This window comes from Brevundimonas vesicularis (assembly GCF_032067225.1).
GTDB classification, from domain to species: Bacteria; Pseudomonadota; Alphaproteobacteria; order Caulobacterales; family Caulobacteraceae; genus Brevundimonas; species Brevundimonas vesicularis_F.
Genome location: NZ_DAMBJX010000034.1, coordinates 1 through 21,730, shown reverse-complemented (window position 1 = coordinate 21,730; position 21,730 = coordinate 1). Strand labels below are relative to the sequence as shown.

Below are 21,730 nucleotides of genomic sequence, written 5' to 3'. Positions count from 1 at the left end.
GGCCGAGGCGACCTTCGACGTGGCGCATGACGCCGGCCGACCCTTCCTGATCGATGTCGGCGAAAGCCAGGTGCGCGTGGTCGGCACGGCGTTCAACATCCGCCGATCCGCCGATGACACCCAGGTGGCGGTGCTGCGGGGCGTCGTCGAGGTCAGCGACCTGAACCAGCCCGCGCGGCGGGTGCGTCTGACGGTCGGTCAGTCGGTCCAGCGCGACGACGCCGACGACCGGATGACCGTGGCTCCCGTCGATGTCCGCACCGCCGCCGCCTGGACCCAGGGCCGACGAGCCTATGACGATCGGCCGCTGCGAGAGATCGCCGCCGACCTCAGCCGCGCCTTCGTCACGCCGGTGACCGTGGCTCCGAATGCGGCGAACCTGCGCTTCTCCGGCACGCTGGTGCTTGATGACGAAGCGGCGGTGATTGGTCGGCTGGAACGGTTCCTGCCGATCAAGGCCACTCGCGGGCCGCAAGGGGTTCGTCTAGAACGGCGCTGAACCTGCTTCGGACGTCGCCTTTTGGTACGAGCCTTCCTCTGCGCCCTGGTCGTCGTTTGCGGTGTGACCACGCCGTCGATCGGCATGGCCCAAGGGCGATCCTCGCTTCAGGTGTCGGTTTCGCCTCAGCCGTTGCGGACCGCCGTCCTCGACTTCGGTCTGCAGGCGGGCGTCAGTATCGACGCCGCCGGAGCCGAGCGATGCGGCCCCACGCGCGGGGTGAGAGGCCGACTTTCCGTCGATGCGGCCTTGTCCAGATTGATGCTGGGCACGCACTGCGTCGCGACCCGTGTCGGCGACGGCGCCTACAGGATCGTGCGGGTCGCCGCCGCGCCGCCTGCCGTCGCGCGTACGATTGCAGCGCCGCCCGCGCCCGTGACCCCTACGACGCTGGACGAGGTCGTGGTGACCGCATCACGCACGGACAATCTGCTGCTGTCGCGCGCCCCCTATGGCCTGTCGTCGCTGGACGGGGTGACGCTGGAACGGGCCGGGGTCAGCGACCTTGACGGCGTCGCCGCGCGCGTCTCCGGCCTGACGGTCACAAACCTGGGGCCGGGGCGTGACAAGCTCTTCATCCGCGGCCTTGCGGACGGACCCGTTGCGGGACAGGCGCAAAGTCTGATCGGGCTCTATCTCGACGATGTGCGCCTGACCTACGACGCGCCCGACCCGGCGTTGCGTCTGGCCGACATCGAACGGGTCGAGGTTCTGCGCGGGCCGCAGGGGGCCCTGTACGGCGCCGGTTCGATGGGCGGCGTCATCCAGATGGTCAGCCGCGCGCCGGACCTGGACGGCGTCTATGGACGCGTGACGGCGGAGGGGGCGCTGACAGCCGGCGGCGCGCCGGGCGACGCCGTCGAGCTGATGATCAACGCCCCGATCCTGCGCGATCGCCTGGCGGTACGGGTCGTCGGCTATGATGAGACGGTCGGGGACTACATCGATGACGAGGCCCTCGGACTGAGCAATACCGGCGGCATGCATCGCCAGGGGCTGAGGGCGTCGGCGCTGCTGCGTCTGACCCCCGGCTGGACTTTGAAGGCGGGCTTCCTGGCCCAGACCATCGACGTCAACGACAGCCAGTACGCCAACCTGGGCGCCGACGACCCCTATGCGCGTCGTCGCAGCCTGATGGAGCCCAGCCGCAACGATTTCGACGGCGTCTGGGCCTCGGTGGACGGGGATTTGGGCTGGGCGAGACTGCGGGCCTCGTCCAGCGTTCAGTCGCACGGCCTCGATGCGCGCTACGATGCAACGCCTGCCGCCGGACTGTTCGGGCTTACGGGAACAGCGGCGCTGGACCAGGCCGACGACCTGTCGGCTGCGGTGCATGAGGTGCGGTTGAACGGCGACTTCGGCGCACGGCTGAAGTGGAGCGCCGGGCTGTTCTTCTCGGAATACACCCACACTCGCACCGTCACGATCTCGGATGGGCAGGGCGGGCCGGGGGTCTATCGACAGCACAGGCGCGACCATGTGGACGAGGCGGCTCTGTTCGGCGACGCCGCCTATGCGCTGAACGACCGCCTGAAGATCACCGCCGGCGCTCGGCTGTTCCGCGTCGGGGTCGAGCATCGCAGCGAAACCGACGGCGCTCCGACGGAGGTGTCCGGAGAAGACGCTCTGGTCGATATCACCCCGCGTCTGGTGATCGAATACGATCGCGGCCCCTTCGTCTTCTACGCCCTGGCGACCGAGGGCTATCGCGGGCCGGGCTTCAACGCCGGCGCCGTGCCAGGCGGCGATCAGCAGCCCGCGCGACGCGTGAAGCCCGACGAGATCGTCGCCGGCGAGGCGGGCGCGCGCTTCACCCTGTTCGAAGGGCGACTGCGCGGGCGAAGCGCGGTCTTCGTCGCCGATTGGCGCAACATCCAGTCGGACCGGTTCGATGCGCGGGGCCTGCCCTTCACCGCCAATCTGGGCGACGGCCGCAATCGCGGCATCGAGGGCGAGGTCGAATGGCGCGACGGCCCATGGACGCTGGACGCGCACGCCGTCGTCAATGATCCCGAGTTGACCCGACCGGATCCCGGTTTCGCGCTGGGGACCGACACGCGCCTGCCGGCGGTCGCCGATTTCAGCGTGCAGGGCGGCGTAGTGCATGAGGCGCATCTGGCGCATGCGACGGTGCGTTCCGAGCTTCGTCTGGGCTATGTCGGCCCGACCGATATCGCCCTGTCGCCGACCTCGACCGGCGCCTCGGCCGGCTATCTGACCAGTTCGCTGGGCGTCGGCGTCGAGGTCGATAGCTGGACGATCAGGGCGTCGGCGGACAATCTGTTCAACCGCAGCGACGACACCTTCACCTTCGGCAATCCCTTCTACGCCTCGGGCGACATCAGCACGCCGCAACGACCAGTCACCGCCCGCCTGGCCCTGACGGCGCGGTTCTGATCAGGCGGCGATGTGGAACAGGCGGCCCACGCCTGCGGTGATGGCCATGGCGAGCGCGCCCCAGAAGACAACGCGCAGAACCGATCGGCCGATCGGCGCGCCGCCTGCGCGGGCGCCCAGGGCGCCCAGCACGGCCAGACCCAGCAGTGCGGAAACCGCGACCCAGATCGCCAGCGTGTCCAGCGGCGCGACGGCGGCGACGACCAGAGGCAGCGCGGCCCCGGCCGAGAAGGTGATCGCCGAGGTCAGCGCCGCCTGGATCGGCCGCGCGGTGGTGATCTCCGAAATCCCCAGCTCGTCGCGCGCATGGGCGCCCAGCGCGTCATGCGCCATCATCTGACGCGCCACCTCGGTCGCCAGTTCCGGCGCGACGCCTCGCCCGACATAGATGCCGGCCAGTTCGCGCGTCTCCGCCTCATGATCGCCGGCCAGTTCGACCGCCTCGCGCGCCAGATCGGCCTTTTCGGTGTCGGACTGCGAACTGACCGAGACATATTCGCCCGCCGCCATCGACATGGCGCCTGCCGCCAATCCGGCGACGCCCGCGATCAATATGCCGCCATGACTGGTCGCCGCCGCCGCGACGCCTACCACCAGACTGGCCGTCGACACCAGCCCGTCATTGGCCCCCAACACCGCCGCCCTAAGCCAGCCGATCCGATCGACCCGATGGGTTTCACTGTGGGGCATGCGCTTTCTCCCTAATCGCCGTACCGAGCATGGACCGCGCGTTGGCTTGAAGCTAGGCGAGGCCGTTGAATTCCGACGATCCGGGCAACTTCGCGCGCCTTGCGACAACCGCTATGCTGCCGTGATGAGTCGGGCCGCGTCATGATCAAATATATCGGCTCCAAGCGCGCCTTGCTGGGGCATGTGACGGGTGCGGTGGCGGGGGTGCTGCCGCAGGGCGGGCGGGTGTGCGATCTGTTTTCGGGCACGGCGCGGGTCGGACACGCCCTGAAGAAGCAAGGGTTTCAGGTCTGGTCGAACGACCTGAACGCCTACGCCCATGCTCTGGCGACGACCTATGTTCAGGCGGATCGAGAGCGGTGGGTCGAGCGGGCCGAGGTCGTGCTGGCCGAGCTGCGGACAGTGAAGCCCGAGGCGGGCTGGTTCACCCAGGCCTTCTGTCAGGATGCGCGGTATTTCCATCCGGACAACGGGGCTCGTATCGACGCCATGCGCGACCGGATCGAGGCGATGGGGCTGGAGCCGGAACTCAAGGCCATCGCCCTCGTCAGCCTGATGGAGGCGGCGGATCGGGTGGATTCCACCGCCGGGGTTCAGATGGCCTATATGAAGCAGTGGGCGCCGAGAGCGTTGAAGACGCTGGAGCTGCGCACACCGGATCTGGTTCCGGCCGTGGACGGGCCGTGCCGCGCGACGCAGGGCGATGCGGTCGAGATCGCCGAACAGGTCGAGGCGGATTTGGTTTATCTGGACCCGCCCTACAACCAGCATTCCTATCTGGGGAACTACCATTGCTGGGAGAGCCTGGTGCTGTGGGACCGGCCCGAGACCTATGGGGTGGCCAACAAGCGGGTGGACGTGAGAACGCGCAAGAGCGCCTTCAACAGCCGGCCCGGCATCGGCCCGGCGCTGCGGACCGTGATCGAGCGGGTCAAGGCGCCGAACCTGATCGTCAGCTTCAACGACGAGGGGTATCTGAGCCGCGCCGACCTGGTCGAGATGCTGTCGGCGCGGGGGCATGTGCAGGTGCTGGAGGTGGCGCATCCTCGCTATGTCGGCGCCCGGATCGGGATCCATAATCCCAAGGGCGAGAAGGTCGGGCAGGTCGGGCGGCTCAAGAATGTCGAGCACCTGTTCGTGGTCACCGAGCGACCGGTCTCCCTGCCCGTGGCCGCATAGACACCAATGAAAACAACGGAGGGTAGGGCGGAACGCGAATCGCTGCGTGCCGTTGTGGGACTATGCAACCGCACCCGTACACCGCCCCCAAGACCGATCGCCCCAACGACTACCGCGTGCGGCCGGCGGCCGAGCCGCGCTCTTGGGCGCCGCGGACTGCGGATGCGACCTTCACCCACAACGCCGCGCGTTATACTCGGCCGGTCGAGGCCGTTCAGCCGGTCGAACAGATCGATGTCGAGCCCGAGGTGGCGCCGCCGCCGCGCTGGATGATGGCGATCGCCGGGGCGGCTGTGGCGGCCTTGATGGGCGCGCTGCTGGGCGGCTTCCTGCACATCTGAGACGGCGTCAGGCCTCCTGCAACAGCGCCTTGATCGGCGACCAGCTGCGCCGGTGGGCGGGGCAGGGGCCCAGGGTTTTCAAGGCGTTCTGGTGGATCGGGGCGTTGTAGCCCTTGTGGCTGGCGAAGCCGTAGCCGGGGTATTGGGCGTCCAGATCGATCATCAACCGGTCCCGTGCGGTCTTGGCCAGGATTGAGGCCGCCGCGATGGATAGCGACAGTCCGTCGCCGCCGACGACCGTCTGGATTTCGCAGGGAAGCTTGAAGCGATAGTTGCCGTCGACCAGGGCGGCGACCGGCTGGACCTGCAAGGCCTCGATGGCGCGGCACATGGCCAGACCCGTGGCGTGCAGGATGTTCAGTTCCTCGATCTCTTCCACGGAGGAGAAGCCGACGCCCCAGGCGACGGCGCGGGCCTTGATCTCGGGCTCCAGCGCGGCGCGGCGCTTTTCCGTCAGGGCCTTGGAATCGTCGATGCCGGGCGGGAGGTCGTCAGGGTTCAGGATCACGGCCGCCGCCGAGACCGGCCCGGCCCAGGGACCACGCCCGGCCTCGTCCACGCCGCAGACGTGACCGTTGACGCGCTGCATCAGCACCGTTTCCAGCGCAAGGGTCGGGAAGGCTGTCGGATTTGCGGGGGCTCTAGCCATGGCTCGCCATCGCACGAACCTGGGCGTGACGGAAGCAGGTCGTCTGGTGATCGTTGACCATGCCGACGGCCTGCATGAAGGCATAGACGATGACCGGGCCGCAGAAGTTGAATCCGCGTTTCTTCAACGCCTTGGCCAAGGCGACGGACTGTTCGGTCTGGGTCGGGGCCTGGCGATAGTCGGCGTAGGGGGTCTGGATCGGTTCGCCGCCGACGAATGACCAGAGCCAGGCGGAGAAATCCTCGCCGTCATCGCGCATCTGAAGCCAAATCTGAGCGCCACGGATGGCGGCGTTGATCTTGGCGCGCGAGCGGATGATGCGCGGATCGTTCAGCAGGCGCTGGATATCGGCCTCGTCGTAGCGGGCGACGATCTCGGGATCGAAACCGTCGAAAGCGTCGCGGATGCCCTCGCGTTTTCTGAGGATGGTGATCCAGGCGAGACCGGCCTGAAAGCCGTCGAGCACCAGCTTTTCCCACAGGGCGCGAGGATCGCGCTCGGGCACGCCCCATTCGGTGTCGTGATAGGCGACGTAGAGCGGGTCGGTCCCGCACCAGCCGCATCGGCCGCCGAGATCCTCTGGGGCGTGTGAGTCGGTCATGGCCTGAAGTTGCCAGTCTGTTCCGATTGAGGAAAGGGCGTTCGGTGTCGGGGCGACGGAGGAAAAACACCGTCTAAAGTGTCTAATTCGTCTAATCTCGGAGCGCGGGCGCAATTGCACTGCACGTCAAGAGCGCGTGCAAAGTGCAAGAAAGTGCAATTCGCGGGTGAAGTTGGATGGCGGAAAACCAGTGTGACAAGCTCAGGTCTTCGTCTCCCTTGGTCATAAAACTGCGCATTGTAAGGGCGTTTAGGGAGGGGATGGTCGATTGACGCTGGCGAAAGCTAAGCGACTGAATTGCTGTTAAATATTTTGCGATAATAGGATGTATCTCGTCCCCCTCCCCATGAAATGGGGAGGGGGACCGCAAAGCGGTGGAGGGGCTCTTTGGAGTCCCGCGGGCGGCGGTGAGGCGCCTAAGAGCCCCTCCGTCACGGCGCAAGAGCGTCGCGCCACCTCCCCATCGCCATGCGATAGGGAGGAGACGGTCATCATTTCAGTCCCGGACCAATCCGCCGTCCACGACCAGGTTCTGGCCGGTGACCGCGCGGCTCCAGGGGGAGGCGAAGAAGAGGACGGCGTCGGCGAATTCTTGCGGGGTCGTGACGCTGCGCAGCGGGGTCATGCCGGCGATCAGGTCGAAGACGGCCTCGGGCGTGGCGGCGCTGGCGTCTGTGGTGCGCAGGAGACCGCCCGAGACCATGTTGACGGTGACGCCGTCGGGGCCGAGGTCGCCGGCGGCGGTGCGGGTCAGGCTGAGCAGGGCGGCCTTGGCGGCGGTGTAGTCGTGGTAGGGCACGACCGGATTCTGGAACAGGTTGGTGCCGATGTTGACGATGCGGCCGAACCGGGCCGCGGCCATGCCGGGCGCGGTCGCCTGGATCAGGTTCAGGGCGCCGCGTACGACGGTTGAGAACTGGCGATCCATCTCATCCCAGCCGATGGCGGTCATCTGGGAGCGGGCGTCGCCGTTGAAACTGTAGTCCAGGGCGTTGTTGACGACGGTGGTGACGGGGGCGCCGAAACGGCCTTGCGCCGCCGCGACCATGGCGTCCACCGCGGCGCGGTCGGTCACGTCGGCCTGGAGAGCGAGGGCGCGCTCGCCGATCTCGGCGGCTAAAGCGTTCGCGGCCTCGCCGCTGTTCCTCCAGTTGATGACGACGCGAGCGCCTTCATGGGCGAAGGCGCGGACGCAGGCGGCGCCGACGCCGCGCGCCCCGCCGGTGACGAGGACGATCTGATCGGCGATCTTCATGGGGGGACTCACGCGTTGGAGGAGGGAAGGACGTCCTCGCCCATCCAGGCGGGTTTGCGCAAGCGCGCCGGGCGGCCGTCCACGGTCAGGTCGCCGTCGAGGCGGTCGACGCGCAGCAGGGCCATGACCGAACCGTCCTGCCCCGAGAGGACTTCGCCCGCGCGCAGTTCGCCCTTCAGCACCTCGGCGCCGAAGGCGGGCGGCGGGCCGTCGAAATCGAGCGGCAGCATCCGGTTCTTGATCGTGCCCCGGCGCTTCATCCGCGAGGTCGTTTCCTGCCCGACGAAACAGCCCTTCTGGAAGTCGATGCCGTTCAGCAGGTCGAAGTCGGCCTCGATCGGATAGGTCTTGTCCTGGGGCGCGTCGGCGGTCGGATCGGGCAGGCCGATCAACAGGCGGTGGGTGTCGTAGTTGGTCTCGGCGGCGTCTGCAGTCGCCTCGCCATAGAGACGGCCGCCCATCAGGGGCGTGCGGGGGTCGGGGATGAAGCCGGCGGGGGCCTCGGGCCAGGCGCCGAAGACCGGGCGGTCGTCGGCGGCGACCTCGACCTTGGCGCGCAGCTTGTACATCGACAGGCGCTGGATCAGGGCGTCGCGACGCTCAGTCGTCACATCCAGCAGAACGCCGTCAGCCTGTCCCAGAAGGAACAGGTCGAACAGCAGCCGGCCGGGCGGCGACAGAAGGGCGCCGAACCGCAGTTCCCCGTCGACCAGTGTCTCCACATCCTGGGTCAGCAGGTTGTGCAGAAAGGGTTTCGCATCCTCGCCCGTGACTGAGATCAGGGCGCGACTGTCGAGACGGGCTATTGGCATGGAGAGAAGATAAGGCCGACGGCGTGGCTTCAGAAGACGCCGCGCCGAATTTTAGGCGACAGCGGCCGCCGCGTCTTCGCAACGGGGATCGAAGGTCCGCCAGTCGCTGGCGCCCCAGGCGGTGACGCGCATGACCAGATCGACGATGTTCATCGGCTTGGCGATGCAGTCGTCCATGCCGGCCTGTTCGTACTGGGTCAGCTGTTCCGGCAGGGTGTTGGCGGTCAGGGCCAGGATCGGCGTGCGGCCCACGACGCCGGGCAGGGCGCGGATGGCGCGGGTCGCCTCTACGCCGTCCATTACGGGCATCTGGATATCCATCAGGATCACGTCCCAGTCGCCGGTGCGGGCGGCCTCGACGCCCTGTTCGCCGTCGTTGGCGGTGGCGCAGGCGATGCCCTGGGCCGTCAACACCGCCATGACCAGGGCGCGGTTACTGTCGTGATCGTCGACATAGAGGACGCGCAGGGCAGGGACGTCCTCATTGGCCGGCGGGGTGGGCTCGGCCGGGGTGTCTGAAGGCTCCAGGGGAACAACGTTGTCGGCCGACAGGTCGATCATATCATTGACGACGGACAACAGGCGCTGGCCCGCGCCGTTGATGCGGGCGACCTGATCGGCCTGTTCGTCGGGCAGGCCGGCCTTGGACAACAGATCGGAGAAGCCGATGACCGCGTTCAGCGGCGTGCGCAGTTCGTGCGACATGTCCGTCAGGAACTTCTGCCGGGCCTCGGCCATCGCGGTTTTCTGCTCGGCGGCGACGCGGGCCTGTTCGGCCTCGACGCGGTCGGTCACATCGATCTCGTTCAGCAAGACGCCGAGATGGCCCGTGACGGGGTCCGTCACGGGACGAACGTCCAGATGGTGCCAGCGCACGCCTTCTCGCGTGATGATCTCGCAGACGTCGGAAATCGCTGACCCCGACAGGGCGGCCGCCAGCATGGGCTGGGCGCGCTCGGGTTCGGCGAACCGGGCCTCGAAGGGGTGCGCGGTCGATCCGTAGGCGGCGAAGGCCGAAGGATTGGAGAAGATCGGGCGGGCCTCGCTGTCAAACAGGGTGATCAGCGTCGAGGTGTGGCGCAACGCCTCCACGGCGCGACGCTCCTCGTTTTCGACCGCAATGGGCGCGGCCTCGAACAGCAGAACCGGCGTGCCGTCCGTCAGGCGATAGGTCGAGATCACCGCCGACACCGTCAGCGGTCGCCCGTGCGGGTAGAAGGTCCAGTCTTCCGTTAGGGTCTCACCATTGGCCGTCTCGCGCGCCAGACGCTCGGTGCGAGCCAGGACGGCGGGGGAGACGTTGCTGAAATCGCGCGCCAGAAGGGCGTCGAGATTATCGGAGCCCCAGAGGTCGAGCGCGGCCGCATTAGCGTAGACGCCGCGCAAGGCGACCGGATCGAACATCCAGATCGGTCGTTTCAGCGCGTCCCAGGCCTGCATCGACGGCGTGCCCTTTCCAGCGACGGCGTTACGGATTTTATCGTAACGCCAAGGGCTTAAGCTTCGGCTAAGCTTTCGGCCGATCCTGGGTTGTCACCGCATATCGCGCGACGACGCCGTCCGGCTGGAAATCGTGTTCGGCCAGCCGGTCGAGGGACATCAAGACGCGCGTCGTGAAGGCGTCGGTGTCGCCATCCTCGATCGCCGGGCGCAGCCAATCGCTGACGACGGCGCGGGCCGGATAGGTCCCAACGGGGCCGGGAATGCTGAGTGCGACCTCAATGCCTTCCGCGACCCAGCCGGCGACGGTCACGAAAAACTCGGGCGAGGCCAGGAAGTCGGAGCGGCGCAGGACATAGAGGGTGATGACCCCATCCTCGACGCCGTCGGGGCGCACGATGACGCCGCTGCGATCCGGTCGCCAGTCGTCGGACAGCTCGACCACACGCCACAGGCAGAACCAGATGCGGCAGGTGTTCGGCCGAATCTCGTGGACCGAACAGCCGGCGCCGTCGACGCAATAGGCGCACAGTTCGCCCGTCGGCTTGGCCAGTTCCGGCAGGTTCAGCGGAATGACGCGGCAGCATTCGACGCAACCGCCGCAGGTCCGGCCGGGGAGGAGAGGCAGGCTCACCCGGCTGAACGCTCCAGCCGGGCGATGCGGCGATCCATGTCGGCGACGACGGCTTCCAGCCGGGCCTTTTCGGAGGCCATGTCGATGGGGGTGCCGTCCTCGTAGGCAATCGTCGCGCCCTTGGCGATCAGGTCCAGCCGATAGATGGCCGTGACGCGCTGGGCCTTGAAGCGTTCGAGGGCGGCGGCTGCGGCTGGGTCGGGCGTCTGGCTCATGCGCGTCGCTGTAGCGCATGGGGCCTTCCTGTGGAAACACGCGTTTGGCGCTGAACCGCAGATAGAATCCCTGTATCCGTCTACGGATGATCGGGCGGTTTCCCATCCTGTACATCGCCGAGGCGGACGCCGAGGACGCCGTGCTGTCTTCAGGCGTGCTGGCGCATCTGGTCGAGAGCCTGCCGCACGCGACCTTCACCATCGTCGGATCGGCCGCCAGCGCGCCGCTGTTCGCCGATACGCCGCGCCTGACGAAGTTGATCGTGCTGGAGCGCGAAGGCCATTTCGAATGGATCGCCCTGTGGAACCAGGTGCGGGCAACCAAATGGGGGCTGGTCGTGGACATGCGCGGCTCGGACCTGTCGGGCAAGTTGAGGCGGCACAAGCGCGCGGTGCGGGGCAAGGATCAGCCGGGCCTGCATGCGGTCGAGGCGGCGGCGGCGGTGCTGAAGCTGGAGCCGGACGAGATCCCGGCGCCGAAACTCTATGTCTCGGATGAGACGCGGGCCCAGGTCGAGGCGCTGATCCCGGCGACGGGCGGTGACGGGCCGATCCTGGCGGTCGGGCCGGGCGTGGAATGGATGGGCAAGCGCTGGCCGGCCGAACGCTACGCCAAGGTCGCGGCCAAGCTGCTGGCCGACGACGGGCCGCTGGCGGGCGGGCGGCTGATGATCGTGGGCGAGGAGATCGACCGCGAGGCGGCGCACACGATCCGCTACGCCGTGCCGCGCGCGCGGGTGATCGAGCTTCAGGGCAAGCTGACGCGGCTGCAGACGGTCGCGGCCCTGTCAAAATCGGTGCTGTACATCGGGGCGGACTCGATCTGGACCCAGCTGGCCGTGGCCTCGGGCGCGCCGGTCGTCGCCGCCTTCGGACCGTCGGACGAGACCGTGCGCGGACCCTGGAAGGGCGAGGCCGTGCGCGGGCCTCGGACCTATGAAGAGTTCAAGAAGTTGGATCCGCGCCTGAACCAGGCGATTCAGCATATGATGGACCTGCCGTGGGAGCGGGTGCTGAAGGCGGCGCAGCGGATGTTGAAGGCGCGGGGCTGAACCAGATCTTCCTCCCCGTTCGGGGAGGGTGGCCGCGAAGCGGCCGGGTGGGTGCGGCCGGCCATCCTGCGACGGACCTGTGTCGTTTCACCTTGCCGTCCCCACCCGACCTCGCCTGCGGCTCGGCCACCCTCCCCGAACGGGGAGGGAGAGCGTTTAGCGGCTTTCATGGTCGACGCTGCATCCGCTAGAACCGCGGAAACACCCGCAGGATTTCTCATGACCCAGACCTATGACCTGATCGTCCGTGGCGGCGAGGTGGCGAACCATGCGGGGCGGGGCATGGCGGATGTCGGGGTGATCGACGGCAAGATCGCCTTCATCGGCGATCTGTCTCAGGCATCGGCAGGCGAGGTCTTCGACGCGACGGGCCTGACGGTTCTGCCGGGCGTGATCGACACCCAAGTCCATTTCCGCGAGCCGGGGCTGGAGTGGAAGGAAGACCTGGAGACGGGCAGCCGCGCGGCGGCCCTGGGCGGCGTCGTCGCCGTGTTCGAAATGCCGAACACCAATCCCAACACTACCGACCCCGACACCATGGCCGACAAGCTGGCGCGGGCGAAGGATCGGATGTGGACCGACCACGCCTTCTACATCGGCGGCACACATGAGAATGCGGACTATCTGGGCGAGCTGGAGCGGCTGCCGGGCTGCTGCGGGGTCAAGGTCTTCATGGGCGCCTCGACCGGCGACCTGCTGATCGCCGACGACGAGGGGGTGCGCAAGGTGCTGTCCAATGTGCGCCGCCGCGCCACCTTCCACTCCGAGGACGAATACCGCCTGGTCGAGCGTCGCGGCCTGGCCCGCACCGCTGACTGGACCAGCCACCCCGAGGTGCGCGACGCCGAGAGCGCCATCCGCTCGACCCGGCGCCTGGTCGGCCTGGCCAAGGAGACGGGCGCGCGTATCCATGTGCTGCACGTCACGACCAAGGAAGAGATGGAATATCTGCGCTTCCACAAGGATGTCGCCACCGTCGAGATCACGCCCCAGCACCTGACCCTGGTCGGACCGGAAGCCTATGAGCGGCTGGGCAGCTATGCCCAGATGAACCCGCCGATCCGGTCGCAGGAGCATGTGGACGCGTTGTGGCTGTGGGGGATGCAGCAGGGCGTCGCCGACGTGCTGGGCTCCGATCACGCGCCGCACACCAAGGAAGAAAAGGCCAAACCCTATCCGGCCTCACCGTCCGGCATGCCGGGGGTGCAGACGCTGGTGCCGCTGATGCTGACCCATGTCGCCAATGGGCGGCTGTCGCTGGAGCGCTTCATAGACCTGACCTCGGCGGGGGCGCAGCGGGTGTTCGGCACGGCCAACAAGGGGCGGATGGCCGTCAGCTATGACGCCGACCTGACCATTGTCGATCTGAAGGCCAAGCGCACGATCACGCACGATCAGCAGGCGACGCGCTGCGGCTGGACCCCGTTCGACGGGATGGAGGCGACCGGCTGGCCGATGGCGACCATCGTGCGCGGCCGGGTGGTGATGCAGGACGGCGAACTGATCGGATCGGCGCACGGGCGGCCGGTGCGGTTCATGGAGACGCTGTGAGGGGAACGCTCGGCCTGATCGGCTTCGGCGCCTTCGGGCGGCTGACGGCGCGGCATCTGTCGGCGGGGTTCGATATCCTGGCGCAGGATCCGGCGGTCAGCGATGACGAAGGCGTCGCGACCCTGACCGATCTGGCCACCGCCGCCGCTTGTCCGACGGTGGTGCTGGCCGTGCCGGTCGAGGCCTTGGAGGCGACGCTGATCGCCATCTGCCCGCACCTGAGGCCCGACGCACTCGTGATCGACGTGGGCTCGGTGAAGGTGAAGCCGGCGCAGGCGATGGACGAACTGCTGCCGCCCGGCGTGCGGATCGTCGGAACCCACCCCCTGTTCGGACCACAGAGCGGCAAGGACGGCATCGCGGGCCTGCGGATCGCCGTGTGCGAGGTGAGGGGGGCGAAAGACGCCCGCCGCGTGGCTGCCTTCTGCCGTAGGGCGTTGGGGCTGAGGGTGTTTCAGGTAAGCCCCGAGGACCATGACCGCGAGGCCGCCACCGTCCAAGGCCTGACCCATCTGATCGCCCGCGTCCTGATGGCCATGGAGCCCCTGCCGACGCGCATGACCACCGCCAGCTTCGACCGGCTGATGCAGGCCGTCGACATGGTTCGCCACGACAGCCCCGCCGTCTTCCGCGCCATCGAACGCGACAATCCGTTCGCGGCGGAGGTACGGAAGGGGTTCTTCGCCCTGGCGGATGAGGCGCGGGGTGGCTCAGAGCATCATCTCCGGCCGTCCGATCAATCACAGAACTAAAGCTGGTTGTGTTCGCCGTTCTCTGTTTGGAAGAATGGGATGATCGACATGAGGTGGCGAACATAGACATATGGCGTCCGGAGGATGCCGATGTCTTTAATCTTAGCGCTCATGTTGCAGGCCTCCGTGGCGGCCCCGTCGACTGCGAACTGCACAGGGGCGAGACACGGTGAAGTGTGTACCGAAGAAGGGCGCGCCGCACTGAGGGCCGCATTGGACGTGAAGCCATTGCAGGCTGAGACAGCCGACGGCGTCGAGGTCTATCGCGCCTTCTACCTCGAGGGCGGGGGAGGCTTACCCGCCGTCGCCTTTGTCAGACGTCCCGGTCACAGCCCATCGGTGGAAGTGTCGTCTGGAGCCAACCGCAAGATGACTGCCGATGTACCGCAGGAGGCTTGGCGGCAAATCCAGCAGGCTGGCGACGAGTTGCTCGTTCCCGTGGAGGTCAGAACGCCTGCGCCCATCGATGTCTGTATGGATGGTGGAGCCATCTTCGCCGAGATCGGGCTGCCCTCTCCTGACAATCGATCGCGGGCGAGGATCAAGCAACTGTCGTCAAGCAGCTGTGAGAGCAATGCGATCGTTTCTTTCGCACGACTTGCAGCCAAGCTTGCTGAGCCGCTTTTCCCGGCTTGCGCTGCGATTTCAGGAGAGGCCGCGCCCGACGGCGTGTTCCGACTGTCGAATTGTTTTCGATTTAGCGGCGACGAGATGGCGGCGGCTGAGGTCTTCAGTCGCGCGAGGCAGAATTTGCGAATTCTGGACGATGACTCGATCACCCGCAAACGACTGGAGTGGCGGCGGGTTACAGGGGTTGATCCTTGGACCCGTCTTCAGTGGGCAGGGCGCGATATTCCAAGAAACCGCGTCGGCCATGATGAAGGCGGTGCAACCGACTTCTTGATCACCCGGGAAGGCGAATGTCCTGGATTAAGTTTCGAGCCTGGCAGGGTCCATGGGGTCTCATCGACGGTCGTCGAAGTCGATGGCTTTGCCTCCTGCCGACCTACTGATCGCCAGGGGCAGAGCGTTTACGCCACCTATCGCCAGGTCTGGCGACGCGCGCCTCACAGCGACTGGCGTGTGATGGAATGGGTGGTCGGACCGTTCGCTCCTGTCACATGACGGTCGGCCAAATCATAGCGTTGAAGGCTTAGACCTAATGAGGGCTGTCTGTTTCTCGAATGAACGCCGCCACATCCTGCGCCACGCCCGGCGCGAGCGGCAGCGCCGGATCGGCGTAGGTGGCCAGATTGGCGGTGCGGTCGGCGGGGGCGGTCTTGAGGAGGTGGTTGACGCCGTCCCAGAGTTTCAGCGTGGCCTTTGGGTCGGCGGCCGCGAGGGCCTGGGCGTCCGTGACGCCGATCTGAAGGTCGGTGGTCCCCTGGCCGATGAAGACCGGGCCGTCGTAGGCGGCGAGCAGGGCGGCGGGGTCCAGCGCGAACCACGAGATCAGATAGGGCTGGACTGACGGGCGGAATAGGGCCGCCAGCGCGGGCGGCGTGTCGGCGACGGTGCGGCCGGCTTCGAGCTCGCTCAGGACGGCGAAGGCCTGGGGCTTCATCGGCTCGGGCAGGCCGGCGTCCAGTTGTTCTCGGATGCTCGCGCCGGCCGGGCGACCCGCGCCGGCCAGCAGGATCAGGCCGCAAACCTTGTCGTCTCCGCCCTCGACCGCCTTCAGCGCGACCAGAGAGCCTTCGCTGTGGCCGATCAACCAGGCGCAGGGCTGTCCCGTCCGCGAGGCGGCCTCGGCGGCCCAGGCGCGCGCATCGTCGGCCAAGTCTGTGAAACGCAGCTTGGTTTCGTCGAACCCGGCGGCTGTGCTGGCCGCGACACCGCGCTTGTCGATGCGCAGGGTGGCGATACCCTGTTCCGCCAGGCCTTCGGCCAGCAGGCGATAGGTCGAGGCGGCGACGCCCATCGGGCTGTTCCCGTCCCGATCGGTCGGGCCGGAGCCAGGCAGGATGACGGCGACGGCCGTCGGCGCCTCCGGCGTCAGCAGCGTGCCATGCAGGGGCGCGGGCTGGGCGGGCAGGGCGATGTCGGTCGAGACCGGGCCGGCGATCAGGCTGGCGGCCAGAAGGGCGTGGGTCAGCATCGGCATTGCAGTCTCCTTCAGAAGGGTTGGCGGTCGGGATCGGCGCGCCACACGCGCCAGCTTTCGAAGATCGAAAGGCCTGCGACGACGATGACGGCGGCGATCAGGGCCGTGACGCCATAGGGCGGGGGCGCGAGCGGCGCGGCGATCAGACCGGCCAGACCGACCAGGCAGAACAGTCGGCCCGCCAGACGGTTTGAGCGGTCCCAGGCCAGGCGGCTCTTGTAACTCCAGGGGGTGCGCACACCGATCAGGGGATTGGGCGCGACCCGGCCGAGAAAGGCGCCGACGACCAGCAGGATCAGCGACAGGGCGCCGGTCATTACGGCGGGGCCGCTGTCGACGGTCGCGTGCCCCAGGCTGGCCCAGGCGATGACCAGACCGATGGCGGCGACAATGAACACGGTCAGCCCCTGACCGATCCGCATCGAGCGACGACGTGAGGCGTCGCCCTGGTTCTCGGCGCGCAGGGCGGCCAGACCCAGGCCGGCGGCGGCGATGAAGCCGATCACCGCCATGCCGCCCGCGAAGGTCGCGAACTCCACCCGGTCGCCCCAGCGATCCACCTGCCAATGCGCGTTCCAGTGCATCGGCATCGGCGTCGTCGGGCCGTTGACGCCGATGTAGAGGGCAAACGCCGCCTGCATGCCGAAGACGGCGAGGGTCAGGTAGTCCAGCAGGGACAGGCGATCCTTCATCGGCGTGTTTCCTTTGAGGTCTGGGGCAGGGGCTCGGTCGCTTCGCCGGTTCCGACGATGTCCATCAGAAAGGCCATCGCCTCTTCGACCGCCGAGATTTCCAGCCGATAGCGGATGGTCTGGCCCTCGCGCTCCGGGCTGACCAGACCGGCCTCCTTCAGGGCGTTGAGGTGGCCGGTGATGGTGGGCCAGCTCATGTCAAAGGCGGCGGCGATGTCGCCGGACGCTAGCGGACCGGCGCGCAGCATGGCGATGATGCGTCGACGCACCGGATGCGACAGGGCCTTGAACAGGGTGTTCATAGCGACCTTCCTAATTAGGAAAGGGACTAAATGCAATATGTCGCGGGTGCGGCGGATTGCATTGCACCGAGCGATCGGGCTAGGGACGCGCAACTTGATTTTGAGAATGCGTATCAAAATGCCCTGCCTCCGCCGTGCCTCCGTTCTTTTGACCGCCAGCGCCCTTGCGCTGACGCTCTCCTCGCCGGCCTTGGCGCAGCAGGCGACGGCCCCGGCGGAGCTGGGCGAGATCGTGGTGACGGGATCGCAGGTGCGGCTGACGGCCCCGGCGGCGGGCGGTCAGGTGGCGCGCGGGGGTCGGGTCGGCTTGCTGGGCAATCTGGGCGTGATGGACACGCCCTTCTCGACCGCCAACTACACCGAAAAGCTGGTGCGCGATCAGCAGGCGCGCGGCATCGGCGACGTGCTGCAGAACGACCCGACAGTGCGTGTGTCCAAGGGATTCGGCAACTTCCAGGAGCTGTATGTCGTTCGCGGCTTTCCGGTCTATTCGGACGACATGAGCTACAACGGCCTCTATGGCGTGTTGCCGCGCCAGTTTGTAGCGGCCGAACTGGTCGAGCGGGTCGAGGTGTTTCGCGGAGCCAGCACCTTCCTGAACGGCGCCGCGCCGGGCGGAACGGGGGTCGGCGGCGCTTTCAACCTGACGCCGAAGCGGGCGGGCGACGCCCCCCTGACGCGCCTGACTGGAGGCGTGTCGGGCCGTGACGAGATCTACGCCGCCGCCGACCTGGCCCGCCGTTTCGGCGACGAAGGCGAATGGGGCGCGCGCCTGAACATCGCCAGCCGTGCGGGCGAAAGCGCCGTCGAGGACGAGACCGGCCAACTGCGGGTCGTCGGCCTTGGACTGGACCGCCGAGGCGATCGCGCCCGGTTTTCGGCCGATCTGGGCTGGCAGGATCACCGGATCGACGCGCCCCGTCCCAGCGTGACGCCGGGAACCGCCATCCCTGACGCGCCCTCGGCCGACAAGAACTTCGCCCAGCGCTGGACCTACACCGACGAGGAACAGCTGTTCGGCGCCGTGCGCGGCGAGCTCGACCTGACCGACAGCATCAGCGCCTGGGCCGCGTTCGGCGGGCGTCAGGGCGAGGAAGACAACAGCCTGGCCAATCCGCGCGCCGACGCGGCGGGCGCGATCCGCGGCTATCGCTTCGACAATATTCGCGAGGACACGGTCTGGTCGGGCGACATAGGCGTGCGCGCCGACCTGACGACCGGCCCGATCAACCATCGTCTGGTCGCCTCGGCCTCGCAGATCCAGTCCAAGTCCAGGAACGCCTGGGCGGCGTCGAGCTTCGCCGGCTATGCGATGGGGACGCTGACCAATCCGCTGCTGTCGCCGGCGCCGGCCATCGGCAGCGTCTCGGGCGATCTGGATGATCCCAACGTCACCGAGCGGGTCAAGAACACCAGTTTCGCCGTCGCCGATGTGCTGTCCTTCCTGGATGGACGGCTGCTGGCGACGGTCGGCGTCCGCTATCAGGAGATCGAGACCCGATCCTATGCCTATGCCGACGGCGCATTCACGTCGGGTTATTCCAGCGAGGCGACGACGCCGGCCGTCGCCGTGGTCTACAAGCCCAACGACGCGATCTCGCTATACGCCAACTATGCCGAAGCCCTGGTTCCGGGCACGACCGCGCCGGCGGTGGTCAATGGCGTGACGGTGGCGAACGGCGGCGAAGTGCTGTCGCCGTTCCGCGCCGAGCAGGCCGAGATCGGCGCCAAATACGACGCCGGTTCGTACGGCGGCACGCTGAGCGTCTTCCGCACGACCCTGCCCAGCGCCTTTTTCGATCCGAATACCGCTGTCTATTCGGACGGCGGCGAGCAGGAGAACAAGGGCGTCGAGCTGACCGTCTATGGCGAACCGGTCGCAGGCTTGCGTCTGATCGGCGGCGCGACATGGCTGGACGCCGAGATCAATCGGTCGCTGACCGCCGCCAATGCGGGCAAGTCGGCGATCGGGGTGCCGGACTTCCAGGCCAATCTGAACGTCGAGTGGGATGTGCCGATGGTCAGCGGCCTGACGGTCGAGGGCCGGGCGGTCCATACCGGCGCCCAGCCGGCCAATGCGACCAATACGCTGGAGCTGGAAAGCTGGACCCGGTTCGACGCCGGCGTGCGCTACGCCTTCGTGGCGGGCGACAAGCCGGTGACGCTGCGGGCGCGGGTGGAGAATGTCGCGGACGAGGATCAGTGGGTCGCGGTCGGCGGCTATCCGGGATCGAACTATCTGACGCTGGGCGCGCCGCGGACCTTGCGTCTGTCGGTCTCGACCGAGTTCTGATCCGCGCCGGCCGATGCACGCCCGGACGATCCGCGCCTGGACCTGGACGCACAAGTGGTCGAGCCTGATCTCGACCCTGTTCCTGCTGATGCTGTGCGTCACAGGGCTGCCGCTGGTGTTCAGCCACGAGCTGAACGCGGCGCTGCTGCATGAGCCGTGGGCCCCGAAGAACCCAGACGGCCAACTGCTGACGCTGGACGAGGTGCTGGCCGCCGGTCTGGCCAAACATCCGGGCGAGGTTCCGGCCTTCATGAGCTTCGACGAAGAACGGCCGGTGGTGAACGTCACCAGCCGCGCCCCGGACGCCCCGGCCGGCAAATACAGTTTCGAGCCCATCGACCAGACCAGCGGCGAGGGCGCGCCGCTGGTCGCCGGCCATCCGGTGATGGAGTTCCTGCTTCAGCTGCACACCGACATGTTCCTGGGTCTGCCGGGAATGCTGTTTCTGGGCGCGATGGGGCTGATGCTGGTCGTCGCCGTGGCGTCGGGCGTGGTGCTGTATGCGCCCTTCATGCGTCGGCTGCCGTTCGGGACGGTGCGGGTCAAGAAGGCGGCGCGGACGCGGTGGCTGGACTATCACAATCTGCTGGGCGTGGTGACGGCGGCCTGGGTGCTGGTGGTGGGGCTGACGGGGGTGGTCAACACCCTGGCCACGCCCATCCTGGCCTATTGGAAAGAGACGGCGCTGAAGGAGTTGACGGTCGCCTACGATGCGCCCGCCCCCTCGCAGGGCCGGGCCTCGCTGGATGCGGCGGTGGAGCGGGCCAAGGCGGCGCTGCCGGGCATGAAGCTGCAGTTCGTGGCGTTTCCGGGGACCGACTATTCGACCGACCACCACTATGCCGTCTTCTTCCACGGCGACACACCGCTGACGACGCATATGACGACGCCGGCGCTGATCGACGCGCGGACGGGGGAACTGGCGGCGGTGGCGCCGATGCCCTGGTATGTGAAGACCCTGTCGCTGTCGCAGCCGCTGCATTTCGGAGACTATGGCGGGCTGGCGCTGAAGATCCTGTGGGCGCTCTTGGACATCGCCACCATCGTGATCCTGGGGTCCGGTCTTTATCTGTGGCTGGGCAAGGGGAGGCGGAAGGCGTGAGCCGTCGCCGTCATAACCCGAGGGATCTGACCCTGTGGGCCATCTTCCGCGCACCCATCGTCCTGTTCGCGCTCAGCCTGATCGGGCTGGTGGGCGCGCTGTTGCAGGATGGGGTGTGGGACTGGGTGTTTGCGGCCTTGCTGGCCTCGCCCATCCTGGCGACCGGCTGGGCCGTCGTCAGATCGAGAAGCTGACGCCGCAGCCGCAGCTGGAGGCGGCGTTGGGGTTCCTGACCACGAACTGGGCGCCGGCCAGCTCATCGACGTAGGCGATCTCGGAATTCTTCAGGAAGGGCACCGAGACGGGGTCGATCAGGGCGGTCTGGCCGTCGGCCTGAATGCGCAGATCGTCGTCCTCGGCCGTCTCGACCAGTTCGAACCGATACTGGAAACCCGAGCAGCCGCCGCCGTCCACCGCCACGCGCAGCATCAGGGTCTTGCCCTCGACCGCGCCCAGTTTCGCCAGCCGCTTGGCGGCGCTGGCGGCCAGGACGATGCCTTCCGGCGCGCGCGTGGCGACGGTGAAGGCGGGTGTGGACGGTTCTGTGGATTGGACGGTGCTCACGGCTGTCTATATGAGGCGGGCACGGCCGTTCGCAAAGGCCCCCCGCATCAAAGCAGCCTCAAAGTTGATGACTTGAGCCACACAGACCTCGCCTCCTACGCCGAGCGCGCCGACCTGACCCAGGGCCGCCGCGTTTTCGAGCCTGCCAGCCGCACGCGCACCGCCTTTGCGCGCGACCGTGACCGCATCATCCATGCAACGGCGTTCCGGCGGCTGAAGGAGAAGACTCAGGTCTTCGTGGCGCATGAGGGCGATCACTACCGCACCCGCCTGACCCATTCGCTGGAGGTGGCGCAGATCGCGCGGTCGCTGGCCCATGCGCTGAGGCTGGACGACGACCTGGCCGAGACTATCGCTCTGGCCCACGACCTGGGCCATCCGCCCTTCGCCCACGCCGGCGAGGACGAGCTGGTGGTGCAGATGCGCGACTATGGCGGGTTCGACCACAACGTCCAGAGCTTCCGCGTCGTGACCGAGCTGGAGAACCGCTATCCGCAGTTCGACGGGCTGAACCTGAGTTGGGAAACGGTCGAGGGCGTCATCAAGCACAACGGTCCGGTGTCGCACCGGCTGGACGAGCCGGCCTGGTCGGTGGTGCGTCCCTAT

General features: G+C 67.5%; 23 protein-coding genes and 1 pseudogene. 12 read left to right on the top strand and 12 right to left on the bottom strand.

Annotated elements, in window-relative coordinates; genetic code table 11:
* Both RT123_RS10240 and RT123_RS10235 read left to right on the top strand, forming a co-directional pair.
* Positions 1–499, top strand: a 499-nt coding sequence (locus RT123_RS10240) for a FecR domain-containing protein (RefSeq protein WP_313009053.1), incomplete at its 5' end; no start/stop codon positions are given.
* 21 nt (positions 500–520) lie between these two features.
* Positions 521–2,896, top strand: a complete 2,376-nt coding sequence (locus RT123_RS10235) for a TonB-dependent receptor domain-containing protein (protein WP_313009052.1) — start codon at positions 521–523, stop codon at positions 2,894–2,896.
* Here the strand turns inward: RT123_RS10235 and RT123_RS10230 are convergent, their stop codons facing one another.
* On the bottom strand, positions 2,897–3,586 hold the full coding sequence (locus tag RT123_RS10230; RefSeq protein WP_313009051.1) for a VIT family protein: 690 nt from the start codon (positions 3,584–3,586) through the stop codon (positions 2,897–2,899).
* A gap of 141 nt (positions 3,587–3,727) precedes the next feature.
* Between RT123_RS10230 and RT123_RS10225 the strand changes: the two genes are divergently transcribed.
* Positions 3,728–4,765, top strand: a complete 1,038-nt coding sequence (locus tag RT123_RS10225; protein ID WP_313009050.1) for a DNA adenine methylase — start codon at positions 3,728–3,730, stop codon at positions 4,763–4,765.
* A 62-nt stretch (positions 4,766–4,827) separates the two neighbouring features.
* On the top strand, positions 4,828–5,106 hold the full coding sequence (locus tag RT123_RS10220; RefSeq protein ID WP_153926097.1) for a hypothetical protein: 279 nt from the start codon (positions 4,828–4,830) through the stop codon (positions 5,104–5,106).
* Between the two features lie 7 nt (positions 5,107–5,113).
* Here the strand turns inward: RT123_RS10220 and RT123_RS10215 are convergent, their stop codons facing one another.
* From RT123_RS10215 to RT123_RS10185, 7 genes are all read right to left on the bottom strand, one after another.
* Complete coding sequence (locus RT123_RS10215) at positions 5,114–5,755, bottom strand: ribonuclease HII (protein WP_409514905.1); 642 nt, start codon at positions 5,753–5,755, stop codon at positions 5,114–5,116.
* The gene (locus RT123_RS10210) at positions 5,748–6,356 is read right to left on the bottom strand and encodes a DNA-3-methyladenine glycosylase I (RefSeq protein WP_313009049.1); all 609 of its coding nucleotides are present in this window, start codon (positions 6,354–6,356) and stop codon (positions 5,748–5,750) included. The genes RT123_RS10215 and RT123_RS10210 overlap by 8 nt, the downstream gene beginning before the upstream one ends.
* A 496-nt stretch (positions 6,357–6,852) precedes the next feature.
* A complete protein-coding gene (locus RT123_RS10205) occupies positions 6,853–7,611 on the bottom strand; it encodes a 3-oxoacyl-ACP reductase (RefSeq protein ID WP_313009048.1) in 759 nt (252 codons plus the stop codon).
* An 8-nt stretch (positions 7,612–7,619) separates the two neighbouring features.
* Positions 7,620–8,423: a folate-binding protein gene (locus RT123_RS10200; protein ID WP_313009047.1), complete on the bottom strand. Its 804-nt coding sequence runs from the start codon at positions 8,421–8,423 to the stop codon at positions 7,620–7,622.
* Positions 8,424–8,474: 51 nt separating this feature from the next.
* Positions 8,475–9,863, bottom strand: a complete 1,389-nt coding sequence (locus RT123_RS10195; RefSeq protein WP_313009046.1) for a response regulator — start codon at positions 9,861–9,863, stop codon at positions 8,475–8,477.
* 67 nt (positions 9,864–9,930) lie between these two features.
* Complete coding sequence (locus tag RT123_RS10190) at positions 9,931–10,497, bottom strand: hypothetical protein (protein ID WP_313009045.1); 567 nt, start codon at positions 10,495–10,497, stop codon at positions 9,931–9,933.
* Complete coding sequence (locus tag RT123_RS10185; protein ID WP_313009044.1) at positions 10,494–10,712, bottom strand: hypothetical protein; 219 nt, start codon at positions 10,710–10,712, stop codon at positions 10,494–10,496. The genes RT123_RS10190 and RT123_RS10185 overlap by 4 nt, the downstream gene beginning before the upstream one ends.
* A gap of 86 nt (positions 10,713–10,798) precedes the next feature.
* Here RT123_RS10185 and RT123_RS10180 point away from each other — a divergent pair, with 86 nt between their 5' ends.
* The 4 genes from RT123_RS10180 to RT123_RS10165 all read left to right on the top strand — a co-directional run bounded on the left by RT123_RS10180 (position 10,799) and on the right by RT123_RS10165 (position 15,192).
* Positions 10,799–11,764 carry a glycosyltransferase family 9 protein gene (locus RT123_RS10180; RefSeq protein WP_313009043.1) on the top strand — a complete coding sequence of 322 codons (966 nt, stop codon included), beginning with the start codon at positions 10,799–10,801 and terminating at the stop codon, positions 11,762–11,764.
* Between the two features lie 219 nt (positions 11,765–11,983).
* Complete coding sequence (locus tag RT123_RS10175; RefSeq protein WP_313009042.1) at positions 11,984–13,315, top strand: dihydroorotase; 1,332 nt, start codon at positions 11,984–11,986, stop codon at positions 13,313–13,315.
* Positions 13,312–14,067, top strand: a complete 756-nt coding sequence (locus RT123_RS10170) for a prephenate dehydrogenase (RefSeq protein WP_313009041.1) — start codon at positions 13,312–13,314, stop codon at positions 14,065–14,067. Before RT123_RS10175 ends, RT123_RS10170 begins: the two co-directional genes overlap by 4 nt.
* A 174-nt stretch (positions 14,068–14,241) precedes the next feature.
* Complete coding sequence (locus RT123_RS10165) at positions 14,242–15,192, top strand: hypothetical protein (protein ID WP_313009040.1); 951 nt, start codon at positions 14,242–14,244, stop codon at positions 15,190–15,192.
* 34 nt (positions 15,193–15,226) lie between these two features.
* On the opposite strand, the gene RT123_RS10160 is transcribed toward RT123_RS10165, so the two are convergent.
* From RT123_RS10160 to RT123_RS10150, 3 genes are read right to left on the bottom strand one after another with little or no spacing between them, the layout of a single operon-like run.
* On the bottom strand, positions 15,227–16,171 hold the full coding sequence (locus tag RT123_RS10160) for an alpha/beta fold hydrolase (RefSeq protein WP_313009039.1): 945 nt from the start codon (positions 16,169–16,171) through the stop codon (positions 15,227–15,229).
* Positions 16,172–16,182: 11 nt separating this feature from the next.
* Positions 16,183–16,863 (bottom strand): SdpI family protein, encoded by a 681-nt coding sequence (locus RT123_RS10155; protein WP_313009038.1) that lies wholly within the window; start codon positions 16,861–16,863, stop codon positions 16,183–16,185.
* Positions 16,860–17,165, bottom strand: a complete 306-nt coding sequence (locus RT123_RS10150) for a metalloregulator ArsR/SmtB family transcription factor (RefSeq protein WP_313009037.1) — start codon at positions 17,163–17,165, stop codon at positions 16,860–16,862. Before RT123_RS10150 ends, RT123_RS10155 begins: the two co-directional genes overlap by 4 nt.
* 106 nt (positions 17,166–17,271) lie before the next feature.
* Here RT123_RS10150 and RT123_RS10145 point away from each other — a divergent pair, with 106 nt between their 5' ends.
* The 3 genes and pseudogenes from RT123_RS10145 to RT123_RS10135 all read left to right on the top strand — a co-directional run bounded on the left by RT123_RS10145 (position 17,272) and on the right by RT123_RS10135 (position 20,754).
* A complete protein-coding gene (locus RT123_RS10145; RefSeq protein WP_409514904.1) occupies positions 17,272–19,458 on the top strand; it encodes a TonB-dependent receptor in 2,187 nt (728 codons plus the stop codon).
* Positions 19,368–20,560 (top strand): annotated as a pseudogene (locus RT123_RS10140) (PepSY-associated TM helix domain-containing protein). The gene RT123_RS10145 and the pseudogene RT123_RS10140 overlap by 91 nt, the downstream one beginning before the upstream one ends.
* Positions 20,557–20,754 (top strand): hypothetical protein, encoded by a 198-nt coding sequence (locus RT123_RS10135; protein ID WP_313009036.1) that lies wholly within the window; start codon positions 20,557–20,559, stop codon positions 20,752–20,754. The pseudogene RT123_RS10140 and the gene RT123_RS10135 overlap by 4 nt, the downstream one beginning before the upstream one ends.
* On the opposite strand, the gene erpA is transcribed toward RT123_RS10135, so the two are convergent.
* A complete protein-coding gene (gene erpA / locus RT123_RS10130) occupies positions 20,738–21,055 on the bottom strand; it encodes an iron-sulfur cluster insertion protein ErpA (RefSeq protein ID WP_295218779.1) in 318 nt (105 codons plus the stop codon). The two genes, RT123_RS10135 and erpA, sit on opposite strands and share 17 nt — an antisense overlap.
* A 141-nt stretch (positions 21,056–21,196) precedes the next feature.
* Between erpA and dgt the strand changes: the two genes are divergently transcribed.
* A partial coding sequence (gene dgt, locus RT123_RS10125; protein WP_313009035.1) for a dGTP triphosphohydrolase occupies positions 21,197–21,730 on the top strand: 534 nt, incomplete at its 3' end.